General features: G+C 58.0%; 18 protein-coding genes. 9 read left to right on the forward strand and 9 right to left on the reverse strand.

Annotation, left to right across the window (positions count from 1 at the left end; all coding sequences use genetic code 11):
- The first annotated feature begins 26 nt into the window (after nt 1–26).
- The 4 genes from rny (at nt 27) to ETAA8_RS02330 (ending at nt 5247) form a co-directional block, all read left to right on the forward strand.
- Nucleotides 27–1583 (forward strand): ribonuclease Y, encoded by a 1557-nt coding sequence (gene rny / locus ETAA8_RS02315; RefSeq protein WP_238397659.1) that lies wholly within the window; start codon nt 27–29, stop codon nt 1581–1583.
- A 51-nt stretch (nt 1584–1634) separates the two neighbouring features.
- Nucleotides 1635–2471, forward strand: a complete 837-nt coding sequence (locus tag ETAA8_RS02320; RefSeq protein ID WP_315851582.1) for a TIGR00282 family metallophosphoesterase — start codon at nt 1635–1637, stop codon at nt 2469–2471.
- Between the two features lie 24 nt (nt 2472–2495).
- Complete coding sequence (locus tag ETAA8_RS02325) at nt 2496–3659, forward strand: aldose 1-epimerase family protein (protein ID WP_145084314.1); 1164 nt, start codon at nt 2496–2498, stop codon at nt 3657–3659.
- 1120 nt (nt 3660–4779) lie between these two features.
- A complete protein-coding gene (locus ETAA8_RS02330) occupies nt 4780–5247 on the forward strand; it encodes a hypothetical protein (protein ID WP_145084317.1) in 468 nt (155 codons plus the stop codon).
- A gap of 16 nt (nt 5248–5263) precedes the next feature.
- Here the strand turns inward: ETAA8_RS02330 and ETAA8_RS02335 are convergent, their stop codons facing one another.
- On the reverse strand, nt 5264–6196 hold the full coding sequence (locus ETAA8_RS02335; protein WP_202921515.1) for a DUF1559 domain-containing protein: 933 nt from the start codon (nt 6194–6196) through the stop codon (nt 5264–5266).
- Nucleotides 6197–6419: 223 nt separating this feature from the next.
- Here ETAA8_RS02335 and ETAA8_RS02340 point away from each other — a divergent pair, with 223 nt between their 5' ends.
- Both ETAA8_RS02340 and ETAA8_RS02345 read left to right on the forward strand, forming a co-directional pair.
- Nucleotides 6420–7013: a hypothetical protein gene (locus ETAA8_RS02340; protein WP_145084323.1), complete on the forward strand. Its 594-nt coding sequence runs from the start codon at nt 6420–6422 to the stop codon at nt 7011–7013.
- Between the two features lie 399 nt (nt 7014–7412).
- Entirely contained in the window at nt 7413–8822 is a 1410-nt protein-coding gene (locus ETAA8_RS02345) for a transposase (protein WP_145083689.1), read from the forward strand.
- A 252-nt stretch (nt 8823–9074) separates the two neighbouring features.
- On the opposite strand, the gene ETAA8_RS02350 is transcribed toward ETAA8_RS02345, so the two are convergent.
- Both ETAA8_RS02350 and ETAA8_RS02355 read right to left on the reverse strand, forming a co-directional pair.
- Complete coding sequence (locus tag ETAA8_RS02350) at nt 9075–9707, reverse strand: hypothetical protein (RefSeq protein WP_145084327.1); 633 nt, start codon at nt 9705–9707, stop codon at nt 9075–9077.
- Nucleotides 9708–9717: 10 nt separating this feature from the next.
- A complete protein-coding gene (locus ETAA8_RS02355) occupies nt 9718–9972 on the reverse strand; it encodes a hypothetical protein (RefSeq protein WP_145084331.1) in 255 nt (84 codons plus the stop codon).
- A 223-nt stretch (nt 9973–10195) separates the two neighbouring features.
- On the opposite strand from ETAA8_RS02355, the gene ETAA8_RS02360 reads away from it, so the two are divergent.
- The gene (locus ETAA8_RS02360; RefSeq protein ID WP_145084334.1) at nt 10196–11314 is read left to right on the forward strand and encodes a M48 family metalloprotease; all 1119 of its coding nucleotides are present in this window, start codon (nt 10196–10198) and stop codon (nt 11312–11314) included.
- A gap of 254 nt (nt 11315–11568) precedes the next feature.
- On the opposite strand, the gene ETAA8_RS02370 is transcribed toward ETAA8_RS02360, so the two are convergent.
- From ETAA8_RS02370 to ETAA8_RS35530, 5 genes are all read right to left on the reverse strand, one after another.
- A complete protein-coding gene (locus ETAA8_RS02370) occupies nt 11569–11958 on the reverse strand; it encodes a type II toxin-antitoxin system VapC family toxin (RefSeq protein ID WP_145084337.1) in 390 nt (129 codons plus the stop codon).
- Nucleotides 11948–12178 carry a hypothetical protein gene (locus ETAA8_RS02375; RefSeq protein WP_202921516.1) on the reverse strand — a complete coding sequence of 77 codons (231 nt, stop codon included), beginning with the start codon at nt 12176–12178 and terminating at the stop codon, nt 11948–11950. Before ETAA8_RS02375 ends, ETAA8_RS02370 begins: the two co-directional genes overlap by 11 nt.
- Nucleotides 12179–12222: 44 nt before the next feature.
- Nucleotides 12223–13635, reverse strand: coding sequence for a phosphomethylpyrimidine synthase ThiC (thiC, locus tag ETAA8_RS02380; protein WP_145084340.1), 1413 nt, complete (start codon nt 13633–13635; stop codon nt 12223–12225).
- 97 nt (nt 13636–13732) lie between these two features.
- Nucleotides 13733–14530, reverse strand: coding sequence for a DUF1295 domain-containing protein (locus ETAA8_RS02385; RefSeq protein ID WP_238397660.1), 798 nt, complete (start codon nt 14528–14530; stop codon nt 13733–13735).
- Between the two features lie 146 nt (nt 14531–14676).
- The gene (locus tag ETAA8_RS35530; protein WP_202921517.1) at nt 14677–15375 is read right to left on the reverse strand and encodes a PEGA domain-containing protein; all 699 of its coding nucleotides are present in this window, start codon (nt 15373–15375) and stop codon (nt 14677–14679) included.
- Between the two features lie 408 nt (nt 15376–15783).
- Here ETAA8_RS35530 and ETAA8_RS02395 point away from each other — a divergent pair, with 408 nt between their 5' ends.
- The gene (locus ETAA8_RS02395; protein ID WP_145084346.1) at nt 15784–16137 is read left to right on the forward strand and encodes a PadR family transcriptional regulator; all 354 of its coding nucleotides are present in this window, start codon (nt 15784–15786) and stop codon (nt 16135–16137) included.
- A gap of 18 nt (nt 16138–16155) precedes the next feature.
- Nucleotides 16156–17340 (forward strand): permease prefix domain 1-containing protein, encoded by a 1185-nt coding sequence (locus ETAA8_RS02400; RefSeq protein WP_145084349.1) that lies wholly within the window; start codon nt 16156–16158, stop codon nt 17338–17340.
- A gap of 26 nt (nt 17341–17366) precedes the next feature.
- On the opposite strand, the gene ETAA8_RS02405 is transcribed toward ETAA8_RS02400, so the two are convergent.
- Entirely contained in the window at nt 17367–18860 is a 1494-nt protein-coding gene (locus ETAA8_RS02405) for a type VI secretion system contractile sheath domain-containing protein (RefSeq protein ID WP_145084352.1), read from the reverse strand.
- Between the last annotated feature and the right edge of the window lie 124 nt (nt 18861–18984).

Raw genomic sequence — 18984 nt, forward strand, 5'->3', positions numbered from 1 at the left:
CGCTGCCAGAAAATAGCGGAGGCGTTGTGGACAATCCTGTAGTAGTCGGTGCGATTGCGGCAGCAGTTGCAGCCGTGTTGACGTTTGGCGTAGTAAAGTTTCTCGATCGACTGCGCAAGGTCGATGCCGAAAACCAGGCCAAAGAAATTCTCGACCGCGCCGCGCGCGATGCTGCTTCCAAGGTGAAGGAAGCTGAGCTGGCCATTAAAGAGCGGGAGTTAGCTTCCAAGGCTGAAACCGAGAAGCAGTTGACCAAGAGCCGCGACGAATTGCGCGAACGCGAACGGGCCGTTGAAAAGCGATCCGAGCAAGTGCAGCAATCGAGTGACGACCTCCGCAAGCAAGAGCGGATTGTCGAGACCACCCAGCGCCGCCTGGCCGAACGACTGGAAGACTCCAGCCGTCGCAACGAAGAACTGGCAAAACTGATCGAAGCTCAACGCACCACGCTCCACAACCTCAGCGGACTTTCGCCCGGCGAGGCTTCCAAGCGACTCCTCGATACGCTCGAACAAGAGTTGCAGCAAGAGATGGGTTCCATCATCCTGCGGCACGAACGCCGCGTGCAGGAGCAGGTCGAGCAGAAGTCGCGAGACATCCTGCTCACCGCAATTCAGCGCTATGCTTCTGCCCACACCGCAGAAAGCACGACGAGCACGGTCGACATCCCCAACGACGAAATGAAGGGACGCATCATCGGTCGCGAAGGTCGCAATATTCGCGCGTTCGAAAAGGCGACCGGAGTCGACGTGATTATCGACGATACTCCCGGCGTCGTCATCGTCAGCGGGTTCGATCCAGTCCGCCGCGAAGTGGCCCGCCAATCGCTGGCCAAGCTGATTGCCGATGGTCGTATTCATCCTTCGCGAATCGAAGAGATTGCGGCGGAAACGACCAAGGAGATCGAAGGCTTCATTCAAAAGAAGGGTGAAGAAGCTGCCGAAGAAGTTGGCGCGCATGGCCTGCATCCGCGCGTCATCTACATGCTCGGTCGGCTTCACTTCCGCACCAGCTATAGCCAGAACGTGCTGCGGCATAGTGTCGAAGTGGCTTTCCTCTCGGGCCTGCTGGCGGAAATGGTGGGCCTCGATGGCACGCTCGCTCGCCGCGCGGGATTGCTGCACGATATTGGCAAAGCGGCCGATCACGAGCTCGAAGGTGGTCACCCCAAGATCGGTGCCGACCTGCTCAAGCGGCACAACGAGAAGGTCGAAGTGGTTCACGCGGCGTTTGGTCATCACGACGAAATAGTCACCGAGTATCCTTACACCATGCTCGTCGCCACTGCCGATGCCTGCAGTGCTTCGCGACCTGGTGCTCGCCGCGAATCGCTCGAGCGCTACATCAAGCGAATGGAAGAACTCGAGTCGATCGCCTGCGGATTTCCCGGCGTCGAACAAGCGTTCGCGATTCAAGCCGGTCGCGAACTGCGCGTCCTCGCTAGCTCGCGCGATACTGACGATGCCAAGGCAGCAAAACTCTGCCGCGATATCGCCATGGCCTTCGAAGAACAGTTGACCTACCCCGGCGAGATCAAAGTTACCGTGGTGCGTGAATCGCGATTCATTGAAGTGGCGAGGTAATGCATTTAAACACCCTCTCCCTAGTACTCTGGGGAGAGGGATCGCGTTTTTTTGAGAGGCACCTCTGTGCGCATTCTGCTGATTGGCGACATCGTCGGCAAACCGGGGCAGCGGATTGTCATGCAGGCGCTCAAACCGCTGCGCACGCGCGAGCAAATCGACTTCGTCATTGCCAATGCCGAGAACGCCCTCGATGGCAGCGGCCTCAGCCCGACGATCTATAAAAAGCTGGTTGCCGCCGGCGTCGATTGCATCACGCTGGGCGATCATATTTATCGCCGCAACGAGATCAGCGCGACCCTCAACAGCGAGGGGAACATCGTCAAGCCGGCGAACTATCCCGCCAAAGCTCCGGGCAAAAACTGGGCGGTGGTGAAAGCCACGAATGGTGAATCGGTCGGGGTCTTCTCGCTCCTGGGCCGCGTCTTTATGAAGCCCGTCGATTGTCCCTTTCAAGCTGCCGAACGAGTGCTGGCCGAGTTGCCCGCCGAGGTCAAAATCCGCGTCCTCGATTTTCATGCCGAGGCCACCAGCGACAAACAACTGATGGGGCGCATGTTGGACGGCCGCGTGAGTGCCGTGCTGGGCACGCATACGCATGTGTCGACCGCCGACGAACAAATCTTTCCTGGCGGCACGGCCTTTCAATGCGATGTCGGCATGACCGGCCCGCACGAGAGCATCCTTGGCCGTAGAATCGACCGCGTCCTGGAGACTACAATCACTTTTCAGCCGACGCAGTTCGATGTGGCGACCGGCGACGTGCAACTGCACGGCACGCTGGTCGACGTCGATCCCGCTACCGGCCACGCCACCGCCATTCGCCGCCTGGTTCTTAAGCAGGCCGAAGCTGACTCGCTCGCCGCGCCGTCGGCTGACCCATCGTAGTTGCCCACTTTCGGAATTTGCCTCATGACGACTCGCTCCTGGACTCTCCTGCATCAAGCCGATAACACCCGCACCGACCACACCGTCATCACGCCGCAAGACCTCGGCGTCGATGGTGCCTGGAAGATCGAAAAACGGACCCTGCACGGCGGCCTCAGCGAAGGGGTCGATGAGATCCGCGTCAACAACGGCAAGCTCACGTTTTCCATTCTGCCCACGCGTGGCATGGGCCTGTGGAAGGCCTGGCTCGGCGATCTCGAAATCGGTTGGAAGTCCCCTGTGCATGGGCCGGTCAATCCGGCCTTCGTGAATGTCGGCGAACCTAGCGGTCTCGGCTGGCTCGATGGCTTCGACGAACTGCTGGTCCGCTGCGGGCTCGAAAGCAACGGCGCCCCCGAGTTCGACAAAGAGACCGGCCGGCTGAAGTATCCCGTCCACGGCCGCATCGCCAATCGCCCGGCCACTCACGTCTCGGTCACCGTCGACACCACCACACAAGAGATCACCGTGCGGGGCATTGTCGAAGAGACTCGCTTCCATTTTCTGAAGCTCCGCATGGTCACGCAGTTCAGCACCCGGTTCAACGACAGCAGTCTGACCATTCACGACGAGATCGAGAACTTCTCGGCCGGCCCTGCCGAAATGCAGATGCTCTATCACGCCAACTTCGGGCTCCCGCTGCTCGACGGTGGCTCGCGGGTCGTCTGTCCGGCGAAAACCGTCGTCCCTCGCAACGACCGCGCGGCCAGCGGCATCCGCACCTGGGATAGCTTCCCCGCACCCGAAGCGGGCTACGAAGAAATGGTCTACTTCCTCGAACTCTATGCAGCCGACGACGGCTGGACCCGCACGGTGCTCAAGAACGCCCACAGCACCCAGGGCATCAGCCTGGTCTTCAACAAACGGCAACTCCCCTGCTTCTCGTTGTGGAAAAACACGACGGCCGAAAACGATGGCTACGTGACCGGCCTCGAACCAGGCACCAACTTCCCCAACCCCCGCAGCTACGAAGGGGAACAGGGCCGAGTGGTGAAGATCGACGGCGGCAAACGAGCTGCCTTTCTATTGACTCTCGAAATTCATCCCACCTCCAAAGACGTTGCCGATGCTGAAGCGGCCGTCCACAAAATCCGCGCAGGGCGCGATGCCCAAGTCTGGGATAAACCCCAGCCCGGCTGGTGTTCCTAAGTTTCCTCCCTTGCCGTCGCCTTAACGAAATCTCGAAACCGGAAATTTCCGTTATTTTCACTCGCGTGCAAAATTTCCCTCATCGCCCAAATCCCCAGCGGCCAAACAGTTACGCCGTTCTCGATCGTCATAACTCCTTACGAGACGATTAAAACGTCCAAACTCAATTTCCATTATTTCCACTTTCCCAGGTAACCCGAAGTGTCAACGAGGAGTGTGCTCGCGGGCCCTATGCGGCGCTAACTCCGCTGGAACATTCGTCCCACCGCCGTAGCGATCGCACTCTCGAACCACGCGCTACCCAGCACTTCCGAAACCGGAAATTTCCGTTATTTTCACTCGCGCGAGAAATTTCCCTCATCGCCCAAATCCCCAGCGGCCAAACAGTTACGCCGTTCTCGATCGTCATAACTCCTTACGACACGATGAAAACGTCCAAATTCAATTTCCATTATTTCCACTTTCCCAGGTAACCCGAAGTGTCAACGAGGAGTGTGCTCGCAGGCCCTATGCGACGCTCTCTCCACCGGAACATTCGCTCGACCGCCGTAGCGATCGCGCTCACAAACCACGAACTACCCAGCACTTCCGAAACCGGAAATTTCCGTTATTCTCACTCGCACGCGAAATTTCCCTCAGCGCACAAATCTCCAGCGGCCAAACAGTTACGCCGTTCTCCATCGCCATAACTCCTTACGAACCGCTGGAAACGTCCAAATTCAATTTCCATTATTTCCACAAACAACTGAATCACACAAACTGACCATTTGCGAATAACATACCGCGTACCTTGTAGTTACTTCCACCCGCATTGCCAGAGCAATCGCCAACAATTTAGATGCGCAGTCGTTGACTAGTCTGGTCCACCTCAAAATTATTTTGCACCCATCTACGCTGGCAATGATTAGGTAACCCGAAGAGTCAGCGAGGAGAGCGAGCGGAAGGCAGGGAAGCGAATTTCCTTCGTGCCCCGTTGGGAGGACTCTGTTGGTGGCGTGGAGTATGTCCAAGCGAATGCCCCGCCTTTCGCTTGCTTTCAGCCGGAGAACCGGTTGTAATCTCCTTCGCTCTCTTGGCCGCTGTCGCCTGCACCTGTTTCCCTTTGCAGAAAAGGATGAACATGACTTACCAAGCCAATTCGGTTCGCTGGAATCGCTCGCGCAACGTGGCACTCGCGCTGGCCGCCGCCTTGTTGCTGGCCGGCTGTGGTTCCAGCGACAAGGGCAAGGTCAGCGGAACGGTGACTTCTGACGGCCAACCGGTCTCGGGCGGTTCGGTCAGCTTCGTCCCTGTGGCTGAGCCCGGTTCTTCGCCAGAAGCACCTGCAGCTGCCGCGTCTGGGCGAGTCGCCACGGGGGCTGTCCTCAGCAGTGGCTCGTTCTCGTTGAGTACCGATGCCGACGAAGACGGCGCGCTCATCGGCCGGCACGAGGTCGTGTATACGCCCCCCTCGGTCGGCGGCGAATCTGCCGACCCCGCTCTCAAATCGCCTTACCACGGGCTGGTCCCGCGCGAGCGCCAGGTCGAAGTGAAGGCGGGCGTCAATACGTTCGCCATCGAACTCGTCCCGGAGCAGCCGTTGCCGTAAGTCCCGACTCCCGACTTCAATTCACGGGCTCGCCGTCGTTCAGAACGCACGCCCGCATAAAGTTGGTGGCATCGACGTTGAAGGCAATCGTCCGCACCGAGCCATCGCAATAGACGAACTGCGCGCCACTGGGATGCGCGGAGCCAAACCGGAAAAAAAGTTGATTGTGCGGAGGTGTGGCTAGTTTGGTGTCGGCAATCGGCGTATACCACAGGCTCCCCACCGGCAAACTGCCGCGCATGACGTCGCCGTCGGGATAGCCCGGACCGGCCCAGGTTTCGTTATCGCTCCAGTCGTCGGGCGAGCTGGAACCACCCATGGTTGGCCGATTGACCAATTTCTCGCCCAGCAACACGACATTCGCGGTTCCGTCGGTGACTTCCCCCAGACGAACCTTGCCACTCTTGAATGCGGAGCTCAGCGCGTCGCACTTGGCGACAGGCCCCGTGGCCCCATCCGAATCCGCCCGCGTGGCACCATTGCCGGCATAGTCAGACCGCGACGTGCCGTTGAACAGCTTGGGCTGGCGTCGCGTCGGACAGACGTACGATTTCAGAACCGTCGAGCGCACGAGAGTGTCATTGGAATTTTCGAACAGCGGCCGCTGCTCAATGTATGGCAACACTTCATAGCCCCAGCCCCACTCCCGCCGGTCCGTGGGAGGATTTCCAGTGCTGTTGCCACCCGCAGACGGCAAGCGGCCATAGGTATCGTGATGGTTTTGGAACGACAGCCCAAACTGCTTGAGGTTATTGGCGCACTGCGTCCGCCGCGCCGATTCGCGCGCAGCTTGAACCGCCGGCAGCAAGAGCGCCACCAGAACGCCGATAATGGCAATCACCACCAACAACTCGACGAGTGTGAAACCCGAGTTTAAAGCCGGGAATATCCGGTTCTTTACCGGGAGCACCCGGCGGGTAAAACCACGCCTGCCATTCACGCAACCCATGGAGAGGCCTCGACTGCGGAAAGACGACCGAGAAAAGAAATCTAAGAAAAGCATCAGTTTTTTCTGACTCGATCAAGCAACCTATCTTCGCGCCCCCCATTTGTCAAACGTTCGGGTGGCAGCAGGCCAATCGTGCCATCCACAGCGATCGAACGAAAACCAAAGTACGTCGGCAACCGTCTCGTTTGGTTATGGGCCTTTCCCTTCACCTTGAGGTTGTGACATGAAATCCTGGGTACTGACGCGACGTCGCTGGATTGGTTGCCTGTTGTGCGGGCTGGCCCTATCGCTGACGGCATTGTCGTTGCCGGCAACGGCCGCCGAGCCCCCGCCTCAGGAAGCAGCGGGCATCGATCGTGGAGATGAGAAGCGGTTCATTTTCGTCGCCCGAGACAAGGCGACTTGGGAAGCTGTCAAAAAAGCCGTCGATCGGCCGCAAATGCTCCCCATCGGTTTTGCCAAGGGAACCGAGCTACAGACGCTCGACAAAACGGATTTCGAGAAGCAGATGATCGTCGCCGTGTTTTGGGGCGAGATGACTTTTTCCGGACAAGGAGAGAAGTGTTGGATCGAAAGTGTGCAGACCGGAGACAAGGAAGTTACAGTCGATTGCCGCGCCCTGCTCTGGGGCGGCAGAGCCTCTGCTGCCTACCGTGCCTGGCCCTACCACGCGAAAGTGGTCGCGCGCAGCGAAGTCCCGGTCAAGTTCACGCAGACCACCGAATGGAAAGCGCTGCCCGACCGCAGCGAAAAAGACAAACTCTTGGGGACCATCCAACCCGGCGAATGGCAACTAGAAATCAAGCCCGGCAAATAAATAGGCTCCGTGCGGTACTCCGTCGGATGGCTCCGTTTGGCACCGCGCGAAAACACAGCCTCTACGCCGCCCTCGTTACTCGCCCGCCATCAAACTCTGGGTGGCACGGGTTCTACCCGTGTCTTCCCTGGTCTTATGCGGTAAGGCTCCTCGCCAAGTCTCGCGGACGTCAACTCAACTTCGCCATGAACTGCCTCGCTGCCTTACCTCAGAACGGCTCGAAGTCCACCAGACGAAGTCACTCTCCCTCGAACGAGAATGGGCCTCTGGGGTGGCACGCAACGCCGTGAACCCTTTTTGGCGAGAGTGAAAAAGTCTTGATGCGATTGAGGTTAGTGGCGATGCTTTCGTTTCTCACCGCGAAAGGATCGTTCACCGCTCACCCGAAAGGATTCGGGAATGTCGCATCAAGACCCTAGTCGAAGTCAGCAAGGTCGAAGTCAGGTTGTCGTTGCCGAGTTCCAAGCGGATCAGCTCAAGCAGTCACTGGAGCGATTGCTCGGCGAGGGGGACTGGGGTGCGATTCGGTTTCGTGACGACTGCACGTGGGGCCCACGGCAATTGGCGGCCACGGCGTTGCTCTGGGCTTGGTCGGATGAACTCACGCTGGGGGACCGCTTCTTTGCTGCCCGCAGATTAGCTCAATTTCTGTTTGCGCCGCAACAGGAGTTTGCCAGTTCGGTGCAAGCCTTCATGAAGTTGCTGCTGCGTTGGACGGTGCTGCTGGTCGGCGTATTGCAGGTGACGTTTCGACGGCAGATGCAGCGTGCATTACCCACCCTTTGGCGAGTTCATGGCCTGGTCCTCTTCGGCATTGATGGCAGCCGAGTCGACGTGCCGCGAAGCAAGTCACACGAGGCGGCACATGCTCCGGTTCGCGATGGTAAGGGACGAAAACTCAAACGCAATCGTCGCCAGAAACCGCGCACCGCGATTCACTCGCGCAAGGCAAGCGTCCCGCAAATGTGGTTGACCCTGCTGTTTCACGTCGGCACAGGACTGCCTTGGTCGTGGCGAATCGGTCCGACCGGCAGTAGCGAGCGCGAGCATTGGTTGGCGATGCTCGACGAACTTCCGAGCAATGCCCTGATCACCGCCGATGCTGGCTTCGTGGGTTACGATTGTCTGCGCGCCGTTGTTAACAGTGGTCGCCATTTCCTGGTGCGAGTCGGTTCGAATGTGCGTCTGCTGTACAAGCTGGGCTTCTCCCGCGAAGTCGTTGGCACGGTGTATCTCTGGCCCGATCGTGCTGCCCGTCGCAGTCAGCCGCCGCTCGTGTTACGCCTCGTCGTGGCCACTGGTGGAAAGTATCCGGTCTACTTGCTCACCAGCGTCGGAGAAGAAGAATTATCGCGCGGGCAAGTCCTCGACGTTTACCGTCGTCGCTGGGGCGTGGAACTCTTCTTTCGCCACTTGAAGCAAACGTATCAGCGCCGCAAACTTCGCAGCACCAATGCCGCGCATGCGCGTTTGGAGTTGGAGTGGTCGCTGCTGGGACTATGGAGCATGGCGCTCGATGCTCAGGTCCAAGCGACGCGCGTACAACTAGATCCTACTCAACTCAGCCTAGCGGGCGTCTGGCGCACGTATCGGCGGCTGATGCGCGACTATCGACATCCGCTGGCTCGGCAACAATCGCTCCCCCACCAACTCCCTCAAGCAGTGCGCGACACCTACGAGCGAGCCAACAAATCCAGCCGCAACTATCCTCGCAAAAAACGTCCCGACCCGCCCGCTGGCTCTCCCGAGTTCCTACTCGCCACCAAGTCCCAAATCCATCGCGCCCGCTACCTCACGACCGCTGCCTAAAAAGGGTTCACGGCGTTGGGTGGCACGGGTTCTACCCGTGTCTTCCCTGGGTCTTATGAGGTAAGGCTCCTTGCGAAGCCAGTAGGAAATCAATTCGAGTTCGCCTCAACTTGCAGCACTACGCTACCTCAGAACGGCTTGAGGTTCACTCAACGCTGCCCAATTGCCTCGCACGAAAATGGCCAGCAAACACGGGTGGAACCCGTGCCGCCCAGGAAAAATGCAGCCAAATCAGGCGTGCAAACTCGCCGCTTATTCACAAAGTTTGTCCAAGCCTTCCTTCAGTCTTCGATTTTGAGCATTGCGTATTAAGTCTGGAAATTTGTTAACCATCACCTCAATCGGATAAAAGTTGTGCCGAGAAATCTTCAGCGTGGCGAGTTTGCGATCGCGAGTAAATTTCGGGTGGTTAATCGCAGTTACCCAGCGAATGAATCTACAAAACTCATCAAGCGTATCATCAAGTATGCGAACTAAGTCATCAGGATTCGCATCGGTCTTACGTTCCTGGTGCCGCAATTCCATATGGTCCAGGAATCTGGGAATAGCGCTATCCGTCAGCACACGACAAAACGAATCACGAACTTTGTCAAGTTCCGCGTCAGAAGCATTAGCTTTATAAACACTCACCAGTGCGTCGAGGCATTTGCCACACTCGACGTATGCACTATTCGACTCTTTCCGCGCTCGCGCGAGATTGCTGATTAGCTCAGACTCGTTTTTGATGATGTCAGCACGAAGCTTGGTGGCTTCTGTGGACAGCTTCGCAGTTTCCGCGGTTAACTTCGCGATTTCCGTCGCGGTCCTCCATTGACTTAAAAACCAACCAATGACCATTCCAAGTACCGCCCCCCCTCCGACGGCACCTAAACCCGTAGCGTCCATTATTTCCTCTTTAGTCGTTTAGTAAGCCTTCGAGGTCGCGAATTTTTCGATCAACGTCATCAGATGCGGACGCTCGCTTTTCAATTTGGTCGTCGGTGAGTCCAGTACCAGTCTTCATCGCCTTTCGCGATTTTTGGCGATGCGTCCCGCTGGTCCTGTTATACTCATCGATGACCGAATCCAGTTCATTCTGGGTAAGGGTTTGGCCTTTGAGCGCCTCAGCTGCTCTTTTTAGCGCGTCGATGATCTGCGAATTTGTAGGCATTGCGAATTCCTGAGTAAGAGGCAGGGATTGTCTGCGATCCGCGGATTCTAGCATCAGCAAATAAGCTTTCAAGTTGCAGGACAGGCTAAGCCCCTATCAAAATGCAGCCTGCTCCCGATTGTATATCGAGACTATCTCCGGTATCGGCGGAGGCTACCCAACATGTGTTTGAATTTTGATGCAACCCCAAACTCAACCGTGCTTTTCCGTAACGTGAAGTGATATGCCAACTAATGAAGACCTAATCGATAAATACATGAATGCACGCGGTGGCAGACTCGTTCCGGGTAATGATGAGCTTGCACGGACGGTTGCTTACCTAAAATGGCGAGCCAACGGAAACATCGACGTCGTCCGACAGACATTCCCAAAGTTACCACACATCCATTTTGACATCTTTGATTCATGGGATGCAAATGCTATTGCATTCAAGTACGGCCAAGTTTATTTCATTGGCGTTTCTCGTGGAATCGTTGGATTGTTGGGCGTGATGTTCGACAGAATAATGGGAGACAAATCGTTGCTCGATTTCCTCGGCGACTCTTCGAAAGAACGAGAAAGCATGCCGAATATTCCGCTCGGTCCTGACTTTGTCAATTCAATGAAAGAGGTGGAGATCTTCGGTCAACCCATAGATCCTATGCGTCACGCCGTGGCGCAGCGAATGAAGGACTTGGCTTTTGATTTTGTCTTTGCACATGAGTTTGCCCACATTGCAAACGGCCATCTTGATTATTGGAGCGACAGATATGGATATTCAGAGATTCAGGAACTAAGCGAGTCGTCCAAAATCGCTAACGTGAACCAGAACTGGGTTCGCCAAGTGATCGAGTTGGATGCTGATCGAACGGGGGTCTTTATGACTTTGTCTAGTGAACTGGGCAAAGTCCTCGGACACTCTTCTCGGCCCGCAGAGCCCGTCGCAGGTCTTTACGACCTGCCCTCAATTATACTGCAACTTTGGTGTATTTCAGTTGCTTCTGTTGCCCGTTTATTCGGGGATGACTTGTTGGAGGCTGAAGGAAGCCCAATTCCTCTCTATCCTTCCTGGCGCCTAAGGTCAATTGGAATGCAGAGAATGGCGCACCGAATCGTTAGGGCTGGCGATTTTCCCACTCGCCTAAAATGGGAGGACCTCAACATTCCGGACAGCATACTTTCCTCGACGTACCACTACGTCGAGGAGATTTTTTCCAAGATTTCCGGTATGCCGCCCGTAACTCGCGGGTTACTTGATGCAACAAGCGAACGTGGATGGAAGCGAACTTCACAATTGGATGAGATCTGGACGAAGTTGCGCCCAGACTTAGAAAGATTTGCTTATGTGGCTCTTCATGAATAATTACAAAGCTTGAGCACGCGACTGTATTTCCGCTAAGTTCCCGCATTCAGCGTCAACAACTTCTCGTCAATTTCCGGCTTGACCGTGAACTCACCAGCCACTGCCATCTTGCGGATGTCTTCCGTGAGCTTCATGGAGCAGTACTTGGGGCCGCACATACTGCAGAAGTGACCGGACTTGAAGGTGTCTTGGGGGAGCGTCTTGTTGTGGTAGTCACGGGCCGTCTCGGGGCCGAATCTAGTGACGGGAGTAGTTTACCAACTTTCAACCGTCAATCCATTCACTTTCTGAAAGTGCTGGTCGCGAGTAGCGACAATTAGGTCGTGCTGGCGTGCGATAGCAGCGATCCAAACGTCGTTTTCCGGGATAGGAAAACCTTGGGCTTTCAATTCGTTTTTGATTTGTCCGTAAATCTCCGCAGTTACGAGATCGCAACCTAACACCTGCGATTGGGTTGCGAAGGCTTGAACCTCTTGCATGTTCCGTTGCACTTGCGCGGAGTGTTGTGCCCCATAGTAGAGTTCGCCGATGGCGATGAGGGGAACGAAGGCTTCGGTGGCAGTGGCGAGACGCTGAAGTACGTTCGCGTCTCGTTTGAAGATCGCAATGATGATGTTGGTATCGAGCAGGTGCTTACCAGCCATCGGTGTCGATCCTCTCGCAACCATCCTCGATGGCTGACGACATCGAATTCAAATCAGCCTCGTCGATCTTGCCTGCAAACACGAGCAACGCAGAGCCGGGGACGCCAACGATGGGCTTTGCGCGGAGGTTAAGTGCAAACTCTAAGACTTGGCGTTGCTGAGCAACGGCCAAGTCATCAAGACAAGCAACTAACTGGCTTTGGATCGACCGATCTACCATTCGCGAGTCTCCGCGTGGCGCGAAGCAATACCTAAAATCCAATTCTACGATCCCGCGTTCAGCGTCAGCAGGCTGTCCTTCGGCGTTTCTTCCTTCACGCTTAGGTCACCCGCCACTGCCATCTTGCGGATGTCTTCGGTGATCTTCATGGAGCAGTACTTGGGGCCGCACATGCTGCAGAAATGAGCAGACTTGAAGGTGTCTTGGGGGAGCGTTTCGTCGTGATAGGCGCGGGCAGTCTCGGGGTCGAGCGAGAGGCGGAATTGCTCGTTCCAGTCGAAGCCAAAGCGGGCGCGGCTGAGGGCGTCGTCGCGGTCGCGAGCACCGGGGCGCTGGCGAGCGACGTCGGCGGCGTGAGCGGCGATCTTGTAGGCGATCACACCTTGCTTGACGTCTTCCTTGTTCGGCAGGCCCAGGTGTTCTTTGGGCGTGACGTAGCAGAGCATCGCCGCGCCGCTCCAGCCTGCAAGGGCGGCGCCGATGGCTGACGTGATGTGGTCGTAGCCGGGGGCGATGTCGGTGACGAGTGGTCCCAGGACGTAGAACGGCGCACCTTGGCAGATTTCGATCTGCTTCTTGATGTTCATGTCGATCTGGTCCATCGGCACGTGGCCGGGGCCTTCGACCATGACTTGCGTTCCCTTGTCCCAGCCCATTTGCGTGCAGCGGCCGAGGACTTCGAGCTCGGCGAATTGAGCCTTGTCGCTGGCGTCGGCCAGGCTGCCGGGGCGAAGACCGTCGCCGAGGCTCCAGGTCACATCGTACTCGCGCATGATGTCGCACAGGTCGCCAAAGTGTTCGTACAGGGGGTTCTGTTTGCGGTGGGCCATCATCCACTTGGCAATCAAGCTGCCGCCGCGGCTGACGATGCCCGTGACGCGACCCATCGTGAGGGGCAGGTGTTCCATGAGCACGCCGCAGTGGACGGTCATGTAGTCGACCCCCTGCTTGGCCTGATGTTCGACCATGTCCAGGAAGTGCTGCGGGCGCATATCCTCGATATTGCCGCCGAGTTCTTCCAGCATCTGGTAAATCGGCACGGTGCCGATCGGCACGGGCGAATTCTTGATGATCTCGGCGCGGATGTTGTCGATGTCTTTGCCGGTCGACAGGTCCATGACCGTATCGGCACCGAAGTGAACGGCGGTGTGCAGCTTATCGAGTTCGTCCTGCACCTTGCTGGTGACGGCACTGTTGCCGATGTTGGCGTTGATCTTGCAGCGGGCAGCGATGCCGATGGCCATGGGCTCTAAGCGGCCGGCGAGGTGGACCTTGTTAGCGGGAATGACCATGCGGCCAATTGCCACTTCCTCGCGGACCTTCTCAGCGGTCAGGCTTTCGCGCTGGGCAACGAATTCCATTTCGGGAGTGATTTCACCGGCACGGGCAGCAAGGATTTGAGTGGTCATGATTCTCGTCGGGCTGAAGAATTTTCGATGGAGGGCCAGCTGGGCCATTCGATTAGCCCGTGCATTATAGCGCATTCGCCCCGCCGTGGCAGTGCCGGGGTCTGGATAACCCGACTTCGTTATCCCACGAATGGGGCCGGGCCAATCAAGCGGAAGACCGGGGAAACCACGGCACAAACGGGCTCGTGGTCCGCTGATAGTCGCGGTAGTCGTCGCCGCGACTGACGATGCCTTGGGCTTCGGTCGGCGGAATGCCGGTCACAAACAGCAGGAAATAGAGGAGCACCAGCGGAGTCCCCGCCGCCAGCCAGAACCAGGGCCCACCCCAGGCGAGCAGTAAGAAGGTCCACCAATGGACCCATTCAAAAAAATAGTTCGGATGCCGCGAGTAACGCCACAAACCATCGCGACACGTCGTCCCCTTGAGTCCTCGCTGGGCAGCTGTCGCCTTGAAACGCGTCAGTTGCCAATCGGCCAGCGACACTCCGCTCACGCCCACCAGCCAAATGACGAGGGCCAGTCCATCGGTGACCTGAAACAGCGGCGCGGGATTGGCGGCCGCCAAGGCCACCGACCACACGAACAGCGGCACGCTCAGCGCTTGATACTGATAAAAGGCGAGCATTCGCAAGTTCGTCGCCGGTCCCCAGGCTTTGCGCATCGCTTGATAGCGCCCCTCTTCGGGCTCGCCCCAGAAGCGGGCAATCAGGTGAGCATCGAGCCGCAGGGCCCAGAGGGCGATCAATACTGCCGTCAACTGCCGACGGGCGATGTCTCCACTGGCGAAGTAGCAAGCGGCCAGGCCACCCGCACCAACCAGGAACGTCCAGGCGATATCGACAATCGCGGCATTCTTGGTGCGCAGTTGAATCAGCCACATCAGCAGCATAAAAACTGCCGAAGCAAGCCAAATCCAAAACAAATGCCCAGCCAAAGTGTTCACGCGCCGCTTTCAAAGGAGGAGTGGTGCCGTACTCCACTTTCTAGGCAGGCAGGGCGAAAAGACAAGTTCCTTCCCCGTGGGACAGGTATCTTGCCTGTTAGCATTTCTGCCTCCATTCACAGGCTGGAAGCCGATGCCACACCTGCTTATTGAAACGCCCGGCTCGGGAAGAACTGCGACGGCGAACCGGGAGGAGGAACCGCGCCGCTCGGTGGCATGCTGCCCGCTGGTTGCTGCTGACCGAAATTGGAACTCGGCAGCGGCGGAGCAAAGGTGGGGGGCGCAAGGGACTGCGGCGCCAGCGAACCAGGAGCCAATGAACCAGGAGCCAGCGACTGCGGACCGAGTGTCGATGCCGGCGGGCCCAGCGGCGTGGCGGCCGGGTTCGTCAGGGGCGATGAACTGGGGGTGGGGAGTGATTGATAAGGAATGGGCTGGCCGCCGGGCAAGCCTTCGCCGGGGACGCCGATCTTGGGGAGCACACCGCCGGGAGGTACATCGGGCAGCGGGGTGACGATGCCCAAGCGGGCACCGGAGCGCATGTTGTTGGCCCGCTCGAGCAGTTTTTCGGGCGAGACATTTTCTTGCGGCGCAAGCGTAACATCGACGATGCGCTCGTCGCGGATTTCACGCGGGTTCAGGTTCTCGTTGATGAAGTCGAGCGGCACGTACTGATACCAGGGGACCGTGAATTCGTGGTACAGCGTTTCGGTCTTGTAGCCATCCTTCACCAACATGATCTTCCGCGTGGCGTAATAAGTAAACGCCGTGGAGCAAGGAGTGGTGCCGATTTCCTGATCGTCGACAAACACCTGCGCGCCCGCAGGAAAGCTGCGAATGGTCATGCGCCGCCGCACGCAGCCTGCATTCGCCAGGCAAACGAACACGAACACCACGCAGCAACAACTGCGAAGCGCCTGTGAAGCGAAGCTAAGCCCGGAATTATGGCGCATCCGTGCGACGGGTCCTGGCCCTGAGGAAATTGAAAAGAACCGGCAGCACGAATCTGCCGGCAGAGACCGGGCGGGATATTACTCAGCTATGCCCTGTTCGACCAGACCGGAATTACGTCGCTCAATGAAGTCATCGCTAGCAGACTCACAGGCGAAAAGAGGGCGTTCGCTCCATCCTTGACTGGCTGAATAGGGCAAAGCTGCGGGAAAATTTGACGCGCGATATATCGCCGTGCTATACATAGCTGCGCGATACTTAAGCCTGCAAGCGCAAATGCCCCAGTGCTGGATGCCACGGCCATGATCGATAAGTTTGAGCGCGACCTGCTCCGCGGCAGTTTGGACCTGATGATTCTCTCGGTCCTCGCGGGTGGCAAAAAATATGGCTATCTGCTGCAAAAGCAGGTGCGCGATGCCAGTGCCGGACGCATCGATCTTCCTGCCGGCACCCTCTATCCGCTGCTGCACCGCCTGGAAGAAGACAAACTCATCCGCAGTTCGTGGGACGACGAGTCGGGGCGCAAGCGAAAGTGGTACGAGTTGACGGCGGCGGGGCAAAAGCGGCTGAAGTCGCAGGCCCAGCAGTGGTTCGACTATGCTCAATGCGTGCGCGAACTTCTGCAGTCGGCAGCGATCATTCCCAAGCCGGCGTAGCCGAGGGGGTAGCAAGTCATGTCGAAAGACGAGTTCGATAACTACCTGACATTGCTGGCCAGCTTGCTGCAATTGCGCGGCCAGCAGCGGGAAGCAATTGCCGGTGAGTTGCGGGCCCACCTGGAAGATCGGCTCGACGACTTGCTGGCGCAGGGTTACGACCGCGACGCAGCGGTCAAATTGGCGCTCGAAGAATTCGGCGATGCGGCCGGTCTGGCCGCCAACTTTTCTCTTTCCATTCGGAACAGGCGTAGGAGGTGGATTGTGAAGATGACGTCTTACTCAACAGCGGTGTTGGTTCTGTTAGCGGTCGGGCTAATGGCAATTTGGCCCGAGCATCGACCGGGGCCCGCCCCGCGCGCGGCCATCGGGCAAAACCCAGCGCAGAACTCTGAGCAAAAGTCGGAAAATGTTGGTCCCAAGAACCAGGCCGATCTTCAGCCCGCACTTGCCAAGCCACAACCGGGAGTCGTGATCGGCGGCGACAACTCGCTGGATGACAAGCTCTCGAAGCGAATCGCGGTGGAGTTCTTAGATACACCCCTCAGCGAAGTGCTGACCTTTTTGTCCGATTTGGCCGACGTCCAAATGTTCGTGAACCAGCGGGCGCTCGAGAATGAAGGCCTGGCTGTCGATACTCCGGTGACGATTAGCTTGAAGAGTGTGCGCGTCGACATGCTGCTCGACCTGGTGCTGGAACAAGCCACCACTGGCTCCGCGACTTATGTAGAACGCGACGGCATCTTGATCATCTCGACGTTGGCGAATCTTGAAGGGGCCAGCGAAGTCCGCGTTTATAACTGCCGCGATTTGCTCGCCATGGACGCGCCCAGCAAGCCCAGCGAAAAACCGGCCGCGGCGGTCGCACCCGCAACTGTGGGAGCAGGAGGTGCCGCCGCAGCACCAGCAGGAGTTTTTGATGGCAACAACCCGTTTGCCGGTCTGGAAACGGTCGCTTGCCAGGCTCCGCTCAGTGAAGAAGCCCAGCGCGCTACGGCCTTGAAAAGGCTGATTTGCACCGCAGTCAAACCCGATAGCTGGCAAGACTCGGGTGGCTTCGGCACGATCTCGGACTACAACGGCCTGCTAGTCGTGACTCAAAACAGCAAGACCCACAAACAGATCGAGAACGTGCTGAAAATGCTGCGCGAAGCTTCGGGTTTGGATGCAACCAAGGCCCACAAAGTCATCAGCAAGCGCTAGCTGTGAAGCGACCCCTGGCTGCCGACTTAACCCCACAACTCTCCCTGCAGATTTTGCAGGGGGAGCACGCGCACGGCGCCCGCATGCGGCAACGCATAGACGGCCGTTACCCCGAGTGAACTCAATTGCTGGAGCGCGCTCTCGCGCAACCACCAGGTTGCCGCGGGAACCATTTGTTTGGTCCCGTCGCGAGCAGGCAAGACCACGCAGGGGAGGCCCGAGACGTCGCTCGCGCCATCGACTTCGCGCAGCAATTGATCGACGCCCAAATAGGCTCCATTTCCCCAGAGCAATGTCTGCTGCGGGTCGCAACCGGCCAACTCTTCCAACTCCAACGATTCGACTTCGCTGGTCTTCTTGCCATACGGCTGTCGAAGCAAGAATCCCGGCCAGATCGCGGCGGCGCAGGTTGCTTCGGGCAATTGCTGCAGAGCGCTCCAGGCGCTTGCAGTCCCCTTTAGTTCAGCAGGGACAAATGGTTCGCTGGCCTCGTTGCATCCCACGGCAGCATCCGTCAGGCCCACTACCAGCCGCGCGCCGGCATCGGCGGCCAACTGACAGAGGCGCCCGAGCAGTTCGATATCTGCGCGCGTGGCGCTGAGTTGCAGATCGAGCACGATCAATTGCCAGCCTGTCTCGCCCGGCTTCAGTTTTGGCCGCGTGACGAGCAGTTCGTAGAGCGCCCCTTCAGTCAAATCATCCGGGGCCAGATCGGTCCGCAGCTCCTGCTCGTTGATATCGATGACCGCCAGTTTCACGGCGATGTCCGATTCAATTCGCCTCGTCAGCCAATCGACGGCTCGCCACCGCGCCTCCAATTGGCGAAAGGTCGGATGCTGCAACAGTTGACGCACTGCAAAGGACGTTGCCTGATCGGCCGCTTCGAGCCAGGCATCTTGCCGCGGATCGTCGGCAGGGACGATATAGTTGGCCATCAGCGCCTGCGCATAACGCTCGACCTCGCTCACCTTGCGCGGCTGGGCCTGAATATTCTCCTCGGTCGCCGCCAGCATCTGGTCGAGCAGGCTGGCGCTCGTTTCCTCGCCGGCAGTTTGTGGCGCACTCACCGCGACCGGCTTGGCAACGGGTTTTTCTTCCGCAGCAGTCGGCGGCTGCAACAGCCCGGTGGCTTCTGCGCGCGCGGCGTCGAAAGTATCTCGATTCGCCAACCGCTTGCGCAACTCCCGCAGGGCCTTGAAACCGCTCACACGCTGCAACAATGCATCGGGATGAAAATCGTCGAGCGAGCCAATCGCTACTGCGCCTGGCTTGCCATTCGGTTCGACCGGCACCTGCTCGATTTGGACATTTAAGTGCTGCAGCACTTGCTCGAAATTGTCGCGATCGATGAGCAGCGGGCGATACGAGCCCAGGCTTCGCTTCGGCGCCGCAGGCCGGCTGCCCCGACCGCTAAAGTCGCCGAGCACGGCAATCTTCAGCGGCTGATCGGGCCGGGCTTCATCACCGTCTGCGGCTTCCATCCCCAGATTCACGCCACCGAATTGCCACGACTTGCTCATGCGGTTGCTCCCGCTGCCGAAGATTGCTGCTGACGATCAATCATTGCTTGAATGATAGCCAATGATGCAGCGAGCAACATGCCCGCCAGCCAGGCTGCTGTCGAGATGCCGCCGGCTTTGCGCA

It is taken from the genome of Anatilimnocola aggregata (assembly GCF_007747655.1).
Classification (GTDB): domain Bacteria; phylum Planctomycetota; class Planctomycetia; order Pirellulales; family Pirellulaceae; genus Anatilimnocola; species Anatilimnocola aggregata.